Origin of the sequence: Leptospira paudalimensis (assembly GCF_026151345.1) — a bacterium.
Taxonomy (GTDB): Bacteria; Spirochaetota; Leptospiria; order Leptospirales; family Leptospiraceae; genus Leptospira_A; species Leptospira_A paudalimensis.
Genome location: NZ_JAMQPR010000001.1, coordinates 2,173,018 through 2,190,877 on the forward strand (window position 1 = coordinate 2,173,018; position 17,860 = coordinate 2,190,877).

General features: G+C 41.3%; 19 protein-coding genes. All 19 read right to left on the reverse strand.

Annotation, left to right across the window (positions count from 1 at the left end):
• Positions 1–1,740 carry a complex I subunit 4 family protein gene (locus ND855_RS10175; protein WP_265358240.1) on the reverse strand — a complete coding sequence of 580 codons (1,740 nt, stop codon included), beginning with the start codon at positions 1,738–1,740 and terminating at the stop codon, positions 1–3.
• Between the two features lies 1 nt (position 1,741).
• Positions 1,742–3,670: an NADH-quinone oxidoreductase subunit L gene (gene nuoL / locus ND855_RS10180; RefSeq protein ID WP_265358241.1), complete on the reverse strand. Its 1,929-nt coding sequence runs from the start codon at positions 3,668–3,670 to the stop codon at positions 1,742–1,744.
• 4 nt (positions 3,671–3,674) lie between these two features.
• Entirely contained in the window at positions 3,675–3,995 is a 321-nt protein-coding gene (gene nuoK, locus ND855_RS10185; protein WP_108958212.1) for an NADH-quinone oxidoreductase subunit NuoK, read from the reverse strand.
• A complete protein-coding gene (locus tag ND855_RS10190; RefSeq protein WP_265358242.1) occupies positions 3,992–4,609 on the reverse strand; it encodes an NADH-quinone oxidoreductase subunit J family protein in 618 nt (205 codons plus the stop codon). The genes nuoK and ND855_RS10190 overlap by 4 nt, the downstream gene beginning before the upstream one ends.
• Positions 4,588–5,658 (reverse strand): NADH-quinone oxidoreductase subunit NuoH, encoded by a 1,071-nt coding sequence (gene nuoH / locus ND855_RS10195; protein ID WP_265358243.1) that lies wholly within the window; start codon positions 5,656–5,658, stop codon positions 4,588–4,590. The genes ND855_RS10190 and nuoH overlap by 22 nt, the downstream gene beginning before the upstream one ends.
• Positions 5,659–5,673: 15 nt before the next feature.
• Positions 5,674–6,945 carry an NADH-quinone oxidoreductase subunit NuoF gene (nuoF, locus tag ND855_RS10200; protein WP_265358244.1) on the reverse strand — a complete coding sequence of 424 codons (1,272 nt, stop codon included), beginning with the start codon at positions 6,943–6,945 and terminating at the stop codon, positions 5,674–5,676.
• Between the two features lies 1 nt (position 6,946).
• Positions 6,947–7,435, reverse strand: a complete 489-nt coding sequence (locus tag ND855_RS10205; protein WP_265358245.1) for an NADH-quinone oxidoreductase subunit NuoE family protein — start codon at positions 7,433–7,435, stop codon at positions 6,947–6,949.
• Positions 7,435–8,655: an NADH-quinone oxidoreductase subunit D gene (locus ND855_RS10210; protein ID WP_265358246.1), complete on the reverse strand. Its 1,221-nt coding sequence runs from the start codon at positions 8,653–8,655 to the stop codon at positions 7,435–7,437. Before ND855_RS10210 ends, ND855_RS10205 begins: the two co-directional genes overlap by 1 nt.
• 16 nt (positions 8,656–8,671) lie before the next feature.
• The gene (locus tag ND855_RS10215; RefSeq protein WP_265358247.1) at positions 8,672–9,193 is read right to left on the reverse strand and encodes an NADH-quinone oxidoreductase subunit C; all 522 of its coding nucleotides are present in this window, start codon (positions 9,191–9,193) and stop codon (positions 8,672–8,674) included.
• Positions 9,190–9,750, reverse strand: coding sequence for an NADH-quinone oxidoreductase subunit B (locus ND855_RS10220; protein ID WP_100718050.1), 561 nt, complete (start codon positions 9,748–9,750; stop codon positions 9,190–9,192). Before ND855_RS10220 ends, ND855_RS10215 begins: the two co-directional genes overlap by 4 nt.
• Positions 9,741–10,118: an NADH-quinone oxidoreductase subunit A gene (locus ND855_RS10225; RefSeq protein ID WP_012476226.1), complete on the reverse strand. Its 378-nt coding sequence runs from the start codon at positions 10,116–10,118 to the stop codon at positions 9,741–9,743. The genes ND855_RS10220 and ND855_RS10225 overlap by 10 nt, the downstream gene beginning before the upstream one ends.
• A 115-nt stretch (positions 10,119–10,233) precedes the next feature.
• Entirely contained in the window at positions 10,234–11,493 is a 1,260-nt protein-coding gene (locus tag ND855_RS10230) for a replication-associated recombination protein A (protein ID WP_265358248.1), read from the reverse strand.
• Between the two features lies 1 nt (position 11,494).
• On the reverse strand, positions 11,495–11,716 hold the full coding sequence (locus ND855_RS10235) for a hypothetical protein (protein ID WP_265358249.1): 222 nt from the start codon (positions 11,714–11,716) through the stop codon (positions 11,495–11,497).
• Between the two features lies 1 nt (position 11,717).
• Positions 11,718–12,302 carry a YqaA family protein gene (locus ND855_RS10240; protein WP_265358250.1) on the reverse strand — a complete coding sequence of 195 codons (585 nt, stop codon included), beginning with the start codon at positions 12,300–12,302 and terminating at the stop codon, positions 11,718–11,720.
• Positions 12,303–12,305: 3 nt separating this feature from the next.
• Positions 12,306–12,872 (reverse strand): aminoacyl-tRNA hydrolase, encoded by a 567-nt coding sequence (pth, locus tag ND855_RS10245; RefSeq protein WP_265358251.1) that lies wholly within the window; start codon positions 12,870–12,872, stop codon positions 12,306–12,308.
• Entirely contained in the window at positions 12,869–14,404 is a 1,536-nt protein-coding gene (gene cimA, locus ND855_RS10250; protein ID WP_265358252.1) for a (R)-citramalate synthase CimA, read from the reverse strand. The genes pth and cimA overlap by 4 nt, the downstream gene beginning before the upstream one ends.
• The gene (locus tag ND855_RS10255) at positions 14,401–14,676 is read right to left on the reverse strand and encodes a Smr/MutS family protein (protein ID WP_100718044.1); all 276 of its coding nucleotides are present in this window, start codon (positions 14,674–14,676) and stop codon (positions 14,401–14,403) included. The genes cimA and ND855_RS10255 overlap by 4 nt, the downstream gene beginning before the upstream one ends.
• Before the next feature lie 21 nt (positions 14,677–14,697).
• Positions 14,698–15,114 (reverse strand): response regulator, encoded by a 417-nt coding sequence (locus tag ND855_RS10260; protein ID WP_012388280.1) that lies wholly within the window; start codon positions 15,112–15,114, stop codon positions 14,698–14,700.
• Positions 15,111–17,834 carry a sensor histidine kinase gene (locus tag ND855_RS10265; RefSeq protein ID WP_265358253.1) on the reverse strand — a complete coding sequence of 908 codons (2,724 nt, stop codon included), beginning with the start codon at positions 17,832–17,834 and terminating at the stop codon, positions 15,111–15,113. Before ND855_RS10265 ends, ND855_RS10260 begins: the two co-directional genes overlap by 4 nt.
• Positions 17,835–17,860: the final 26 nt, after the last annotated feature.

The window sequence follows — 17,860 nt, forward strand, 5'->3', positions numbered from 1 at the left end:
TTAGTTTCCTTTTTTCTCGTTTGGGGTCGGTTCCAATTTAAAATCGGATTCAATGGAGTTATCTAAATTCTCCAAGTTCTCTTCTAGATTTGGATTTGACTCTTGGTTTAAAGCCAAGGTAGGCAGTGCAAATGAAGATTTATAAGATCCTAATCTTTCTTCAAAAGATTTTGGTTCCTTTCCTAAACTGATATAATCTGCAAATAATCTTTGTTCGCCTGTTCCCAAAAAATCCTTTTGGATTTGTTTTCTTTCTGAAATAGACTCGATGGATCCTGCATTCAAAAAGACATTCGAGGAAGTATGTAAAATCTCTAAAAAAGGTTTTGGATAAAGACCGATCCAAAAAATGAGCACTACAAGAGGGCTTAAGATTCCGATTTCTCTAAACGTGAGATCTTTGTATGGTTTTGCTTGGATGGTTTTACTCACACCAAAGAGGAATCGCTTGACAAACCATAACAGGTATAAGGCTCCGAGTACAACACCAGTAGCGGCAATCCCACCGAGCCATACATTGGATTTGATTGAACCCATTAGGATGAGAAACTCACCCACAAACCCATTTGTTCCTGGTAGGCCAATGGAAGAAAGCACAGCAATGAGAAAAAAAGTAGAAAATACTGGCATCTGGCCCGCAAGACCACCAAACTCGGATATGTTTCTAGTATGAGCTCTTTCATAGATCATACCAATCATAAGAAAGATCATCCCAGTGGAAATTCCATGGGAAACCATTTGTAACATTCCACCCACTACACCTTCCGTGGTAAAAGAAAAGATACCAATGATACAAAATCCTAGGTGAGAAAGGGAACTATAAGCCACAATCCGTTTGATATCGGTTTGGACAAGGGCTGCCATCGATCCATATACAATTCCAATCACAGCTAGGGTTTGGACACCTGATTGTGAAAAAAGGCTTTGTTCTGGGAAAAAAGGAATACAAAAACGGATAAAACCATAGGCTCCAATCTTTAATAACACACCTGCTAAGTCCACCGAACCGACAGTAGGTGCTTGGGTATGTACATCTGGCATCCAAGTATGAAAAGGGAAAAGTGGGATTTTAATCGCAAATGCGAGAAAAAAGCTAAAAAACAAAAACCATTGGAGAGGCTCTGAGTACAGGGCTAAACTAGCTGTGGAAAGGGATTCGATGGAAGTTTTCCCTGTTTTGAAATAGAGTGTTAAAATCCCACCTAACATAAACAAGGAACCAGCCATGGAAAATAAAAAGTATTTGAGAGCAGCTTTTGTTCGTTCTTCTCCACCCCAAATTCCAATCATGAGTACCATCGGAAGTACCATTAACTCCCAAAATACATAAAACAAAACTAAGTTCCCGGCGGCAAAAACCCCAAGCACTGCTGTTTCTAAAACAAGTAAACAGATATGAAATTCTTTGATCTTTTTTGGGATATTGGACCAGGAGGCAATGCTCGACAAAAAGAACATAAAAGCAGTGAGTGCAAATAAGAGTAACGATACCCCATCTAAACCTACGTGGTAATCCACACTGAGTTTTCCAGAAAGGATCCAATCCGGAATCCAATGGACAAATTGTAACCCAGACTTAGAAACATCATAAAAGAAAAAAAGACCCACCGATAGAATCGTCGTAAACGCAGAGGACAATGCAGAGATGACAACCACTGCACCCACACGTTTTTGGACTACAATGAGAAAAGAGGAAACAATCGGTAAAAAGATAATGATGGATAAAATTTGTTCCGGCACCTTACACCCCCCTTGTTAATAAATACACTAAGATACAAAATGTACCAAGAACCACATACAATGCATAGTCACCAATGAACCCAGATTGGAGCCTACGCAATCCATTGGCGATGACTCCAAAACTACCACCAATCCCGAGAAAAAAACGATCTAGGATTTTGACATCAAAGGTATAAGCAATTCCTTTTGATAGGAAGACATACGGTTTCACAAAAAGTACATCATAGAGTTCATCAATGTAGTATTTATGAAAGAGAATCTTACGAAAACCGGTATGTTCCTCGAGGATCGGACTTTGTTTCCTTTGGTAAATGAGATATGCTAAGATAAGTCCAATACTTGCGATTCCAACAGAAAATGCCGCAAGGGAAATCTCAACTTCATGAGTGAGTTCCGCGTGATGGGTAAAGGTTCCCATTTGGTTTGCAAGCATGGTTCCTCGTTCCAAAACAGGAGCAAAGTATCGTTCCAAAGTTTCAATGTGTAAAAAGAAATGAGGAGTGAGGAAAAACCCACTCAAAACCGCTCCTACCGCTAATACCACAAGAGGGAATGTCATGGTCCAAGGGGACTCATGTACTTTGTGATGCGTGTCTGTATTGTCCTTTCCAAAGAAAACCACAAATACAAGGCGGAACATATAAAACGAAGTGAAAAATGCAGCCACAACACCAACTGTCCAAAGGATGGAACCAAACGCACCGTAGGTGTAAGTTTTTTCTAATATTAAATCTTTTGAGAAAAATCCAGAAAACGGGAAAAAACCTGCAATCGCTAACGTTCCGAGTAAGAAGGTTAAGGATGTGATTTTGATTTTTCCAAAGAGCTGCCCCATGTGTTTGATGTTTTGTTCATGGTGGAGTGCATGGATGACAGAACCCGCACCCAGGAATAACAATGCTTTGAAAAACGCATGAGTCATTAAATGGAAAAGTCCCGCTACATAACTCATGCTACCCATGGCAAGGAACATAAAACCAAGTTGGGATACAGTTGAGTAAGCGAGGATTTTTTTAATATCGTTTTGCAAAAGACCAATCGTTGCTGCAAATAAAGCAGTGAGTGCTCCAATACAAGCAATAAAAAAGGAAGTATCAGGTGCGAGGTAAAATACAAAGTTGAGTCGTACAATGAGAAACACTCCCGCAGTCACCATCGTGGCCGCATGGATGAGTGCCGATACAGGTGTTGGGCCTGCCATCGCATCTGGTAACCAAACATAAAGTGGGATCTGTGCTGACTTACCCATCGCTGCAATGAAAAAGAAAAGGGCAATGAGATTGGCATAAGAAGCAAACTGAGATAACTCACTCAAATTGGTTTGTAAGGTAAGGTATTGCAAACTCCCACCTAACCAAAAAAGAAACCCTGTACCTAAGATAAATCCAACATCCCCAATTCGGTTTAAGATAAATGCCTTCATCCCTGCTTCTGCCGCAGAAGATTTATCAAAATCAAATCCGATCAGTAAGTAAGAAGCAAGACCAACACCTTCCCAACCAAGGAAGGTCAAAACCAAATTGTCACTAAGGACAAGGTTCAACATACAAAAAATAAATAGATTGAGGTAAGCAAAAAAACGATTATAACCAGGATTCCCCTTCATATAGCCCATCGAATACAAATGGATGAGTGATCCAATGCCTGTGATGATGAGAGTCATGTACAAAGAGAGTTGGTCGATTTGGTAACCAAAGGAAGTTTTAAAATCTCCAATCACAATCCAATCAAACACTGGCACAAGGTGTGGCGCAGTTCGTTCCATTGGATTAAATTCGTTAAACGCACCTAAGGTGACAAGGAATGGGATAAAAACCGCGAGAGTTCCAATGGCTCCAGCAAATCGGTGTGGGATTCGATCTTTTAGGAGTCCATTATGCAAAAAACCAAGCAGAGGGAGTAGAACAACGATTGGAAATAAATCTAACATAGGATTACCATCTCATCGATTGGAGTTCATCCACGTTCGTGGATTTTTTGTGACGGAAGATTGCAATGACAAGAGCAAGGCCCACAGCTGCTTCCGCTGCAGCGATTGCCATCACAAAGAAAACAATGGTTTCCCCATTGATATGAGATAAAGCTTTGGAGAAGGTAACAAAGACTAAATTCACCGAATTTAGGATGAGTTCCACAGACATAAAAATGATCACAATGTTTCGCCTGATGAGAACTCCAAGAACCCCAATGGAAAACAGGATTCCCGCAAGGCCGAGGAGATAGTGAACGGGGATTCCGTTAATAACTGGATTCATAAAACAGTATCCTTTGTTTGGTCGATTTCTGTGAGTTTCTTTTTGGCAAGGATCACTGCCCCAAGGACTGCCACAAGGAGCAAAATCGAAATCATTTCAAATGGCAAAAGGTAATCTAAATAAGTAGAAGCTCCTACCGTTGCCACGTTGCCTTTCGCATTCACAGTGGTTGTTCCTTGGATGGGAAAGGAATACTCTGTATTCTCATACCCTTTTCCCATTTGTTCCGAATGAGGGACACCGGTAGTGAGTGCGGAATACAGTAAGAAAAAAAATCCAATCACAAATATGGTTAGTAATACCAAACGAATGGGGTGTTTACGGTAACGGGAAAGTGTTTCTGCCCTTTGGGAAAGTAACATGAGAACAAACACAACAAGTACCATAATCGCACCAGCATAGACTAACACCTGCATAGTGGCTATAAACAAGGCTCCCATAATCCCATAAATCCCTGCGAGGGAAAAAAAGGTGAAGACAAGTGAGACAGCGGAAACCACAGGATTTTTTTGGAAAATCACACTAAGAGCAGTGATCACTGTTACAGTGCCAAAAAAAACAAAAAGTAATAGAGATGGTGAAGTTTCTAGGTTCATATAAATAATTTCATCCATCCTTCTTTCCAATACACCGTGTAAATGGAAGCAAAGCACACAACAAAAAGCCCCCACGGGATCATCTTTTTCCAACCGAGTTTCATGAGTTGGTCATAACGAAACCTTGGAAGTGTCCAACGCACCCAAATGAACAAAAAGGCAAAAAACAATACCTTTAGGATAAAAAACCCAAGTCCTATAAACGCTTGGTATTCTGATCCGGCCCCAATATGGAATGGTACATTATAACCACCAAAGAAAAGTAAGGTGGTAAGACATGACATGGTAATCATATTCATGTATTCTGCCAAAAAGAAAAGAGCAAACTTAAATGCTCCATATTCAGTATGAAAACCAACCACAAGTTCCGACTCGGCTTCTGCTAAATCAAAAGGCAAACGGTTTGTTTCCGCAAACATAGCCGTCACATAAATAAAAAAGGCAACAAAACCAGGTGGGGATAAGATATTCCACATATCCTTTTGGGAGTCACTGATGTCTGTGAGTTTTAAGGAACCAGTCATAATCACAATCGATACAATGGAAAGTCCCATTGGAAGTTCGTAACTGATCATCTGAGCAGTCGACCGAACTCCACCGAGTAACGAGTATTTGTTGTTACTGGACCATCCTGCAATCATGATCCCATAGACAGAAAGAGATGAAATGGCAAGCATATACAATACCCCAGAGTCTGGGTTTGCAATTTGTAAGTCGATGGTTGAAACACCCGTAAGAGTTTTTAGCCACTCAGGTGCGGGAAGAGTCCCACCAAAGGGAATCACAGCCCATGCCATAATCGCACAAGTCATTGAAATTGTGGGAGCAAGGAGATACATTCCCTTGGATACATTCTTTGGAAATATTTCTTCTTTTGCGATGAACTTAATCCCGTCAGCCAAAGGTTGGAAAATCCCAAAAGGACCCGCACGGTTAGGTCCTGGTCTGTCCTGGATAAATCCAGCAAACTTTCGTTCGGCGAGGGTATAATACGCCACACCGGTTAAAATTACAAAAAATAAAGAGAGGATCTTAATCCCCCAAGCAAGTATTAAAGCCCAGTCCATCGTATTTGGTGACCTTTAGTGAGAAACACTCACTTCCTTTTTCAATCGAAGAGAAAACTCTTCCTTAAATTTCGTCATCGTAGGCCGAACTGCCATCACACAAGCATCCGCTAACGGACAAATGGTGGTGCCACCTTCCATATTTCGGGAAAGTGAAAAGATGAGTTCTACATCCTTTTCTGTCCCTTCTCCCACTTTGATTTTATGGAGAAGGTCTTTGACCCAATGTGTACCTTCACGACATGGTGTACACTGCCCACACGATTCATGAGAATAAAATTCAGCCAATCGGTAGGTGGTTTCCACAAGATCAGTTTCTTCCGATAAAATGATCACTGCCCCGGAACCTAACATTGATTTGAGGGAGGCAATGGATTCATAATCCATAGTGGCTGTCATCGCTTCTTCTGCCGTTAAAATCGGAGAAGAACTTCCACCAGGGATCACTGCTTTTAAGGATTTGTCGTTTTTGATCCCACCGCAGATGTCATAGATGAGTTCCTTCATGGGAGTTCCCATTTCCACTTCATAAATCCCTGGTTTTTTCACATGCCCACTGACAGCAAAAAGTCTAGTCCCAGGTGATTTTTCAGTTCCAATTTTTTTGTATTCTTCCCCCGTCATACGGATGATATGTGGGACATTACAAAAGGTTTCCACATTGTTCACAACCGTTGGGCATGCATACAAACCCGATACCGCAGGGAATGGAGGTTTGAGGCGTGGGTGGCCCCTCCGACCTTCAAGAGAATTGATGAGAGCCGACTCTTCTCCACAGATATAAGCACCTGCACCTGAATAGACAGCCAAATCAAAATCATACCCAAGGCCTAAGATATTCTTTCCAAGAAGTCCTGCTTTGTAAGCTTCTTCCACGGCAGTTTCCACAATCCGAATCCCTTTGTGAAATTCACCACGGATGTAGATATAACCTTGGTGGGAGTCAATGGCTTTTGCAGCAATGATCATCCCTTCAATAAGCATATGAGGGAATCGTTCGATGAGCATCCTGTCTTTGAATGTACCTGGTTCCCCTTCGTCCCCATTGCAGATTAAGTATTTTGGTTTGTCGGTTTTAGGGATGAATCCCCATTTGTTTCCTGTTGGAAACCCAGCTCCACCACGACCACGAAGCCCAGAATTTTTGACATCGTTTACGATTTGTTCGGCGGTCATTTCAGAGATTGCTTTTTTTAAACTTTCATACCCACCCACCGATTGGTAGTGCTTTAATGTATGAGAATCTCCGGCTGAAATATGTGTTGTGAGTAAGGTTTTAAGTCCCATGTTATCCTTCTTTTTCCAATTCAGAAAGAACCTTTTCGATGGATTCTGGAGTTAAATTTTCATAGTATTTGTCATTGATCTGAGCGACAGGTCCAAACCCACAAGCACCTAAACACTGAACTTCATCCACAGTATATTTTTTGTCCTTTGTGGTTTCCCCTTTTCCAATTCCAAATTTGGAACAAACATGTTCTGTGATGGAATCAGATCCTGCCAGATAACAAGAGATATTTGCACAAACTTGGATGTGGAATTTCCCAACAGGTTTTTTATTGTACATGGTGTAAAATGTAGCCACACCGTGCACATGTGCGAGGGATACTGGTTCGCCAATCCGATCGGCGATGTATTGCATCCCTTCTGTGTCCACAAAACCTTTGTCAGCTTGTAATAAAAAGAGACATGGCAATATGAGAGAACGTTTACTTGGAAATTGTGGGATGAGTCTTTGGAACCGTTTTTCGGATTCTTGTGAAAATTGATACGCCATTAACAATCAAGCTCCCCTGCAATGACATTGAGTGAGGACATCGTCGCAATGGTATCTGCCAAAAGTCCACCTTTCACCATTTCTGGGAACGCTTGGTAGTACCAAAAACATGGGCGTCTCACATGTACCCGCCAAGGAGATTTTTCCCCTTCAGATACTACATAAAATCCAAGTTCCCCATTGGCAGCTTCCGTGGCATGGTAATATTCCCCTGCTGGAACTTTGACTCCATGCATGATGATCTTAAAATGGTAAATGAGTTCTTCCATATTGTGGTAAACACGGTCTTTGGGTGGAAGGAAAGTGTGTGGCACATCTGCATGGTATGGACCTTCTGGGATACCATCAATCAGCTGTTCGATGATCCGCATAGACTGACGCATCTCTTCCATACGAACCAGAGTTCTGTCAAGAGCAGATCCGTCTTCTCCCACAGGGATGTCAAAGTTTACCTTATCATAGAACATATATGGGTCATCTTTACGAACATCCCAAGCAACTCCTGCCGCGCGTAAGTTTGGTCCTGAAAATCCGTAAGCAATGGCACGTTCAGCAGAAATCCCACCAATGCCTTTTGTTCTTTCATTGAAGATTTTGTTACGGATGAGGAGTTCTTCGAATTCGTCTAACGCTGGTTTGAGTCCTTTTAAAATGAGTTTAATTTCGGATTGGAACTCAGGGTAAATATCTCGTTCCATTCCACCCACTCGGCAGAAGGTAGTCGTGAGGCGAGCTCCAGTAAGTTTCTCTAAAATTTGGTAAATGTTTTCGCGGTGGTGGAAAAGGTGTAATAAGCCAGAAAAAGCTCCGAGGTCCACACCCATAATCCCATTACAAATGATATGGTCCATGATCCTGGAAAGTTCAGAGATGATCATACGAACATACGTCACACGATCAGGTACTTGGATTTGCATCATTTTTTCCACTGTGAGGATCCAACCAATGTTGTTCAGAGGTGTGGAGACATAGTTCATCCGGTCCGTACAAACCAAAAACTGGTTATAATCGTAACGTTCCCCTAATTTTTCAAAACAACGGTGCACATACCCAATCACAGATTCTGTATCAACAACTCGTTCTCCATCGATCTGGATTACGTTTTGTAAAATTCCATGTGTTGCAGGATGGCTTGGTCCTAAGTTAACGAGTAAATGACCTTCTGGTAGGTCTTTGAATTTTTGACCGAAGTGTTCGGCTGTTTTTTCGTACATTACCATAATGATTGTTTACCGCCTAACCGGTAATATCCTCTTCTACGTGAATGGTCAGTAAATCCTCGATGAGGTAATCTTGGCCTGGTCCTTCGAGTGGGTAGTCTTTTCTGAGTGGGTGGCCCACAAAGTTATCAGGCATAATGAGTCGTTCCATTCGTGGGTGGTTTGAAAACGGAATCCCCATCAGATCAAATACTTCTCGTTCCGGCCAATTGGCAGCAGGGAAAATTCCCGCAATGCTTGGAACCGATTCCCCTTCTCCCACAGGGACACGGAGTTGGAATCGGAAATGGTTGTTTTTTGGGGACCGAAGGAGGTATACCACTTCGAATCTAGGTTCCCTTTTTCCTAACCAATCGATGGAAGTGAGGTCATTTAAAAAGGTAAATGCAAACTCAGGGTGATCCTTTAACGTCTGTACTACGGTAGTTAGACTTTCCTTTTGGATGCTAAAGTAGAGGAGATTGGTGTTTATGTCCCTTTGCGGGAGTAAACTATCTTTGAATTGAGATTGGATAAATTCGGTTAGTTTTTCTTTCATGCCACTACGAGGGGTTTGTTTCGTTCGTTGATCTCTTGGATCTTCTTCATGACTTCTTGGCGGCGAGCTTCCAAACCTTGGCTTTGGACTTTTTTCTGTAACTTGACTAGGGCATCAAGTAGTGCTTCTGGTCTTGGTGGACAACCAGGAACATACACATCCACAGGGAGGATTCGGTCAACACCTTGTAACACACCGTAGGTGTGAAACATACCACCAGAAGAAGCGCAGGCTCCTACAGAAATTACAAATTTTGGTTCTGCCAATTGGTCGTATATCTGGCGTAATACGGGAGCCATTTTATAGGTAATGGTTCCGAGAACTAAAATCATGTCGGCTTGGCGAGGAGAAAAAGAAGGACGTTCGGCACCAAAACGAGCGATGTCATAATCGGCACAGGAAGTACTCATGTATTCAATCCCACAACAAGCAGTCGCAAAAGGATAAGGCCACAAAGAAAAACTTTGCCCCCACTGTACCACATTGTCGAGAGTGGCAACTTGGAACATGTCACCAAACATCTCACCTGGTTTGGATAGTGTTTCTGTTAATCCCATTCCAGTGCTCCTTTTTTCCAGATATAATATAGACCCACCACAAGGATGAGTAAAAAGAAAAACATTTCGAAAAGAAAAAACGTACCTAAACCTGCTTCTTTGAATCCAATGAGATTCACAGCCCAAGGGTATAAAAACACTGCTTCAATATCAAAGAGGATAAAAAGAACCGCTACCAAGTAAAACTTGATATTAAAGAGTCCTCTGGCATCTCCATAATAGGTGACACCACATTCAAAGGTATCTTGTGGTTTTGATTTTTTCTTTGGGTTTAAAAGAAAGGCAAGTGATAAGATCAGAGCGGAGAAACCGACTCCGAGCAAAAGTTGTAAGAGGATTGGTGCAAAACTATCCGGTGCGGATCCCATGTATGAAAATGCTCTCACGAAAGGGGTTAGTTGTCAAGATGAGAAAGAATTTCCCCTTTGTTTTCGTGTATTTTTCGACCTGGGAGGGAAAATCTCTAATTTTTGAGATAAACTCTCAATACCGCTCCCCCCACAATCGTTCCAATTGTTCTTTCAGATTTTTCTCCATCCCTTGGTTGGAAGGAGAATAAAAACTTGGAGGGTTCGGATAAAAGGACTCAGGGAAGTATTGTTCTTTCAGGAAATGTCCTGGAAAATCATGAGGGTATTTGTAACCTTCTCCCGCTCCTTCGTTACGGTGAGTGGCCGTGGGTGCATTTCGCAAATGGTTTGGGATTTGAAAGGATTTGTTCCTTGCTTTCACAAAGGCCAATGCCTCATTAATTGCCACATAACTAGCATTAGATTTTGGAGCAGAGGCAAGGAAAGTGGTACATTGCCCAAGAGGGATCCTTCCCTCTGGCATTCCCACTCGTTCTACCGCCTGCCAAGTGGCAATCGCAAGAGGAAGGGCATGGACACTTGCATTTCCCACATCTTCACTGGCAAAAATCACAAGCCTTCTGGCAATAAAGAGTGGGTCTTCCCCACCTTCGAGCATCAGCGCCAGATAAAATAAGGCAGCATCTGGATCACTTCCCCGTAGGGATTTGATAAAGGCAGAAATGATATCATAATGGCTTTCACTATTTTTATCATAGGTGACAAGGGTATCTCCAAGGATGACAGACAATCTTTCTTCTGTGACCTCTTCCCCTTCCTTTGTGGCACTCAAAATCCTTTCTAAATAACCAAGGAGTTTTCGGGCATCCCCGGCACTCCTTCGAAAGAGTTCCTGTTTCACCACTTCTGGAATCGTTCGGTTTGTGTTTTGTTTGGAAAGGCATGCGGAAAAAATTTGGTCCTCTTCCTCTTCAGTGAGAGTGGTGAGGCGGTAGACTAACATCCTCGAAAGTAAGGCTTTGTTCACGCGAAAACTTGGGTTTTCTGTGGTGGCGGCGATGAGGATGATTTCCCCTTCTTCCACTGCGGATAATAATGCATCTTGTTGGGAGGATGAAAATCGGTGGATCTCATCCAAAAAAAGGACAATGGTTCCGAGACGTTTCCCTTCTTCTAAGACTTCTCTCACTTCTTTTACACCACTGGTCACACAACTTAAGTATCGTTTTTCCAATTTCCATGATTCAGCAAGCAGGTGAGCAAGTGTGGTTTTTCCAGTCCCAGGAGGACCGTAGAATAAAATGGATGTGGGTTTGGTAATGGATCGTAATGCAGAGACTACTTTTGTTTGGCCTACAAATTCGGACCAAGTTTTTGGCCTCACCAAGTGGGCAAGAGGCACTTGTTTGGAATTAGAAAAAAGGGAATCCAATTTAGTTTAAATCCAATTCCTTTTTCACTGCCATATAACAGTTGTAAATGGTTTCATTACACACATTACAACCGGAATGGCAACAGATCAGTGCTCGCTCAGAAACCTTTCCATCGATTAGGTTTTTAACAAAAGCAGCAGTCCGATCTGGCAAAAAGAAAAACCTGACTTTTTCTAAAATCACTTCGTCGACTGACTTAGGAAATAGTCGTTCTTCGGTCATTTTAGCCTCCCGTAATCCAGCCGATATACATCGCATAAAAATAAACAGAGATACGAACAAACCGAAAAAGGGACCCCAAAAAAAACAAACGGTAAGGCATCTTAAACGTGCCTACGGTATATGCCATCCAAGAATACGGAATAGGAGTGAGGGCACTTAGAACCACTGCACCAAATCCAAATTTTCGAATGTAAGGGAGAAGTTTGTCTTCATAGTGTAAAACCATCTGGCGACCCAAATGGAACCTGGGGATGAGATAAAGCCCAATGTAATAGGCAATGGTTCCACCAATGATACTCCCGACTGACATCGATAAGATGGTCTTTAGTGGGTCCATCTCACCTGTAATGGCTAACATCAAAAAAGCATCGGGAGGCACAAAAGCAGGAAGGCTATCCGAGAGGATCATCCCAAAAAATAAACCGACAAAACCAAAAATGCGGACAAAATGTTCGCTAAACCCAAGTAGTTCCTTTCGAAAAAAATACGCAAGGCCAAACACAATGGCAAGAACGATTACAATGGAGAGGATAGTTTGCAAAAATAAGGTTCTTAAATTGATGGATGTATCTTGTTCTTTTGTCATTGGTTATGCCTTGGTTTCTTTTAAGAGAAGGTTGCGATTCGTTCGGATCCAATCTTCGATTTTGGAAACAGAGTCATTGATGAGTGTCTGCAACTGCGTTTTTTCTTCTGCATTGAAGTTTTGCAGAACAAAGTCAGCCACTTCCATCCCCCCTTTTTCGGGTTTGCCCACACCAAACCTTAGGCGATGGAAATCTTGGGATCCAAGTTTTGCCACGATGTCTTTTAGACCATTATGGCCAGCAGTTCCCCCACCGATTTTGTTTTTGATTTTTCCAAATGGCAAATCGACTTCGTCTTGGACTACAAGGATTTGTGAGGGAGGGATTTTGTACAAATTGGCAAGAGTTTGTGTTGCTTTTCCAGAAAGGTTCATAAACTCCAAGGGTTTCAATAAATGGATTTTATCCCCTTCCCAGGTATGAGTGGTTTCTGCATATTTTTTGGCGTCCTTAAAGGAGACACCAAATTCAGAAGCCAAAGCATCTACGATCATAAACCCAATATTATGGCGGGTGTTTTTGTATTTATCACCAGGATTTCCAAGACCAACAATTAAAAAGTGAATCATAAACTCCCAAGGATAATATGTAACATTCGTTCGGTGGCTTTTACTGCAGCAACTTGTTGGTCCGAATCAATACCAATGGTGCGGATCGGGTGATTGTCTCCCTCTTTTTTCCAAGTGATGACGGTTTCCACGAGAGCATTGGTATTCCCACCTGGTGGAATCCTCACTTCATAATCAAAGAGTTTTGGGATTTGAATCCCTAAGGTTTTTAAAATGGTTCCGAGGGCATTCATAAAGGCATCGTAACCACCATCACCTTCCCCTTTTCCTTCATAGAGTTTTCCTTGGTACTTCACTTTCACTTCAGCCTTTGGTTTAACACCAATGCCACTTGTGACTGTGCATGTTTCGATCCGAAAACTAGATTCTAAGTTTTCCCCGGTGATATCAGAGATGATGTAAGGTAAATCCTCTTTGGTGACAGTTTTATTTTGGTCTCCAAGTTCAATCACTCTTGCAAGAACCTTCTTTTCGATCTCAGGAGAAAGCACCATACCCAATTGTTTTAAGTTTTCAGTGATACTTGCTTTGCCCGCTAACTTACCGAGTGCATACAAGCGGCTTCTACCAAAACGTTCCGGAAGGATGGGGTTTGCATATAAATTCCCCTTTTTGTCTCCATCGGCATGGACACCTGCCGTTTGTGTGAAAACATCTTCTCCCACAATGGGCCTGTTATCTGAGATTCGTTTTCCTGAGAATACTTCCACAAGTCTCGAAGCACTTGTGATTTCTTTTTCGACAACAGAGGTTCTAAATTTTGTTTTGTCATGGAGTGCTGTTACTACAGCTTCTAATGGAGAATTCCCTGCTCGTTCCCCAAGACCGTTCACCGCGACATGAAGACCTCGCACTCCTGCCTTCACTGCTTCCAGACAATTTGCAACTGCTAGGTCATAATCATTATGCCCATGAAACTCAAACCATAAATTGGGAAATAAACTGACAAGGTCTGTCACAGCCGTTCTCACTTCTTCTGGTGACAAAACACCTAATGTATCAGCCAAATAAAAACGTTTGATCGGAAACTTTGAAACAGTTTGTAAATACTGAATGACATAGTCTCTGGAATGTAAATATCCATTGGACCAGTCTTCTAAATAAACATTGACTGTGATCCCTGCTGCACTCGCAAAATCCACTGTTTGTTTGATATCGGAAAAATGTTCTTCGGGAGTTTTTCGAAGTTGGTTTGTTAGGTGGTTTAGTGACCCTTTTGTCAAAAGGTTTAAAACTTTCACTCCAGTGCCTTTCATCCACTCCACAGTTTTGTCAGAGTCAACAAATCCTAAAATTTCGATCCTATCTTGAAGTCCTTCCCCTTTTGCCCATTCGATGATTTTTTGGACAGCTTCAAATTCACCAGGGGAAACTCTGGCACTTGCAATTTCCACACGGTCTGTTTTTAGATCCTTTAAAAGGTGTTTGGTGATATTTAGCTTTTGTTGCCAAGAGAAAGAAACACCATTGGTTTGTTCCCCATCCCGTAAAGTTACGTCTAAAATTTCTATTTTGGAATTTAGTTCTGTCATGCTTTCAATCGATTGATGTATTCTTTGGAAGGCGCTAGGATTTCCACAAGGGTACTTCCGGGGTTCTGTCGAAACATTGGGTCGGATTCCACTAATTTCAAAAACCCTGAGGAGGTCACGTAGTCAATCGCCATTCGGCGTAATACCCCTTCCCCAATCCCATGTAGGATTTCCACATAGGTTTCCCCGTCCATAAAGGCTTCATGGAGTTCTCTCTCGAGTTTGGTCCGAGCTTCTTCGAATCGGAGTTTGCGGATGTAAATGGTACGCACCGTAAGTCCAAAAAAATGGACTTAGGTCAAATTGCAACAGAAACGAACTGCATCCAAAAGTTCCTTGGTATTCCAAGGTTTGGAAAAAATTGCATAGGTTTTGGCTTCTTCTTTCACACGGTTGATCGCATCCCGATCTGCATGCCCAGAAATGAGGATGGATTTGATATGAGGGTATTTTTGGTGGACTTTGATGAGAAATTCGTCTCCACGCATCCCAGGCATGAGCCAGTCGGACAAAATGAGAATCACTTCCACACCTGATTGGCAAAGGTCATCGATCACTTCCATCGCTTCCTCTGGGTTTTGTGCGGTTTCATATGTGTAACTGCCACCAATCTCCCTTTTCAGTTCTTGTACGAGAGAAAGAAGGAGGATTGGTTCATCATCAACACATAGAATGGCATTTTTCTCGTTTTTGATCTGCGATAAATTCAAACTCTTTCCCCTTCCATTACTTTTGGTATATACACCCTGAATTCCGTTCCAGTAGCGTCTGAAATAAAATCAATTTTTCCATTCATTTTTTCCACGATTTGTTTACAAATGTCAAGCCCAAGCCCAATCCCTTCTCCATGTTTTTTTGTCGTAAAGAAGGGCAAAAAAACTTTGTCTTGGATTTCGGGATCAATTCCTTTTCCATTATCCTTAATGGATGTTAGAATAAAGTCTGATTCGGTTGTGACTGAAATTCTTATTTTACCCTTATAATCCATTGCTTGTAAAGCATTATTGATTAAATTGATCCAAACTTGGTTGAGTTTATCGCGATCCGCCAAACAAGAATCAGATGTGAAATAGTTCTTAATGATTTCCACATCTTTTTTAATTTTTGCCTGGTATAAAGTTAAAATTGAATCCAATTCTGAAGGAATATTCACCTGTTGTGAGTTAGAGTCGGCAACAGATTGGTCAGTATACAAATAATGTTTGAGTGCGTTCACTACATGTGAGGCTTTTTCCGTAGCAGATTGAACCACATATACCAATCGGTACAAACTACCCAAAGTTACAACGTTTTGCAAAAGATGGCTAGCTCCTGGTTTTTCTATAATCGAAAAGATTTGAGAATCCCAATTTGTGACTCCAATCGATGTTAGATGGTCGAGTATATCATCTGGATTGGAAATATTCTTTTCCTTGAGTTGTGCCATCCTTTCCTTTTTTTCCGCACGACTCATAAGACCTGAACTTCTATCTCCAAAATTAACACTTAACAAAAGTAATGTTTGAAAATCTTCCAATTCCTCGTGGTTAAGGGTTTCTAAAAATTTTGGAAGGAGAAGGATATCTTTTTTTAAAATTTCTGACATGGCACGCACACTTGAGGAAATGGCACCGAGTGGTGTATTCAATTCATGAGTGATTCCAGCAGCAAATTGCCCAAGTGCCGCTAATTTTTCACTAAGTAACAACTGGTTTTGTGCATTATGAAGATCGAGTAAAATTCGTTCTTTGGTAGCAATGGTTTCCAGTAAATTCTTGTTACTTTCCATCAGTGCTACCGTTCGGTCATTGACGATTTTTTCCAAATTACTATTGGTTTCCATCACCATCCGTTGGCTTGCACTCACTCGTTCAAAACTGGATTTTAATTCCTTCGACATAAAACGAAAGGCATCGGAAAGTCCTCGGAGTTCTGCGATCATACTCTCACCCACAGGAAAATCCCAATCTCCCTTTGCCAGTGATTTGGAAGCGGAAGAAAATCGTAAGATTGGTCTTGTGACAAGTTCCGCTAATACAACAGCGAGGATAAGACTTAAAAGAATGGCCCAAGCAAATACCATAGCCGACTCACTATTCCCTGTATACACTCCACTCAAATAAAAGGAATATGGGAACAGCGTAACTAAGTAGATGGTATTTTTTTCTTTGGGGATCTCGAATCTCGAAACATTGGCATTCCAATTTTCTCTCGAGAGTGGTTTTTTTGTCACAACAGAAAAACTCAAATGAGTTTCTGGGTAATGAAGGTCACTTGCTTGTTTTTTTAATTCGACACGTAAGGTTTCTAGAAGTCGTGATGATTTTGGTTCGTTCGACAAACCAGAAATGAGCGTTAGGTGAGAATCTAACAAATACACCTTACCTTGGGTATTTACCACGGAAGCATCTAATAATTGTTGGAGTAGAATGGGATTCGAGTTTATGGAGCCAGTAGCTGATTCCAATTCCGATAATTGCAATTGGATATTTTTTGACCATTGTTTGTGTAAAATTTCAACCATATGGTAAGCAGATTCTTCTGCATTTTTTAAAGTCACATACGATGTAATCCCAACTAAAAACAAAACCAAACAAACAAATGGTGCAACGATGAATAATTGCAAGGATATCCCTGTTCTCTCTTCCGCATATTGTTCGTTTGAAGTCCCAAGATTCGATGCGGAAACCCAAACCATTCTTGGTTCTGTGATACTAACTTCCTTTACTTGGAAAGGAATTTCAGCCCAAAAGTATCCAATTTTTTTAACAATCGGATACAACAAAAATGTGATCAGTGGTGCAAGGATCCAAGTAATTCCAGTTGTGAAGATGAGAGCAGAACTAATTGTATGATAGGAAATTTCAGATCCAAATTGTTTGGAACATAAAAACCCCCATAAAAATGGTTCGAGTAATAAAAATAAAAATACAAATATAAAATAATAAATCCAGATTCTCACCTTACTGAAATTTGGTGATTTTCCAATCATTTGGTAGGAGAGCCAAAACAAGGATGGATTAATGAAATAACCAGGTAACCAGTCCCATAAAAAATCAGGAGGAACCCCTTCTATCAAATCAGAAAGACCATAGGCAAATGGCACTGCGAGTAAGGCAGGATAGCCAAAAAAATTAAGGCATAAAAAGACTGATAAATCCTTAAGACTTTCTAAGGTCTGTGCTCCAGGGATCAGGACAATGGAACTACCTAAATAACCTGTAGCAAAAATTGAGACAAAGGTAATGAGAAAAAAATAGAAACTTTTGAGATTCCATGTCCATACTTCCCTGGAGATTCGGAATTGTTTTCCATTCCGAAACGTAAAACCAGTATAAGCAAAAACAGCAATGAGAGCGCCGAGTAAAAACGAAAATCGACCCCAAACTTCTAAGATTGGCAGTGGAATTTTGGAAATGATGAACTCTAACCAAACGATGATCTCTGCCATGACCAAAAAATCGTAGGAGATATTTT

Excerpts from the sequence above, each read along its gene's own strand:
- ND855_RS10240 (WP_265358250.1), bottom strand. The coding sequence starts at position 12,302 with ATGACAAAAGAACAAGATACATCCATCAATTTAAGAACCTTATTTTTG.
- nuoH (WP_265358243.1), bottom strand. The coding sequence starts at position 5,658 with ATGGACTGGGCTTTAATACTTGCTTGGGGGATTAAGATCCTCTCTTTA.
- ND855_RS10235 (WP_265358249.1), bottom strand. The coding sequence starts at position 11,716 with ATGACCGAAGAACGACTATTTCCTAAGTCAGTCGACGAAGTGATTTTA.
- nuoF (WP_265358244.1), bottom strand. The coding sequence starts at position 6,945 with ATGGGACTTAAAACCTTACTCACAACACATATTTCAGCCGGAGATTCT.
- nuoL (WP_265358241.1), bottom strand. The coding sequence starts at position 3,670 with ATGTTAGATTTATTTCCAATCGTTGTTCTACTCCCTCTGCTTGGTTTT.
- ND855_RS10190 (WP_265358242.1), bottom strand. The coding sequence starts at position 4,609 with ATGGATGAAATTATTTATATGAACCTAGAAACTTCACCATCTCTATTA.
- nuoK (WP_108958212.1), bottom strand. The coding sequence starts at position 3,995 with ATGAATCCAGTTATTAACGGAATCCCCGTTCACTATCTCCTCGGCCTT.
- ND855_RS10220 (WP_100718050.1), bottom strand. The coding sequence starts at position 9,750 with ATGGGATTAACAGAAACACTATCCAAACCAGGTGAGATGTTTGGTGAC.
- cimA (WP_265358252.1), bottom strand. The coding sequence starts at position 14,404 with ATGACAGAACTAAATTCCAAAATAGAAATTTTAGACGTAACTTTACGG.
- ND855_RS10225 (WP_012476226.1), bottom strand. The coding sequence starts at position 10,118 with ATGGGATCCGCACCGGATAGTTTTGCACCAATCCTCTTACAACTTTTG.
- pth (WP_265358251.1), bottom strand. The coding sequence starts at position 12,872 with ATGATTCACTTTTTAATTGTTGGTCTTGGAAATCCTGGTGATAAATAC.
- ND855_RS10210 (WP_265358246.1), bottom strand. The coding sequence starts at position 8,655 with ATGGTAATGTACGAAAAAACAGCCGAACACTTCGGTCAAAAATTCAAA.
- ND855_RS10215 (WP_265358247.1), bottom strand. The coding sequence starts at position 9,193 with ATGAAAGAAAAACTAACCGAATTTATCCAATCTCAATTCAAAGATAGT.
- ND855_RS10265 (WP_265358253.1), bottom strand. The coding sequence starts at position 17,834 with ATGGCAGAGATCATCGTTTGGTTAGAGTTCATCATTTCCAAAATTCCA.
- ND855_RS10205 (WP_265358245.1), bottom strand. The coding sequence starts at position 7,435 with ATGGCGTATCAATTTTCACAAGAATCCGAAAAACGGTTCCAAAGACTC.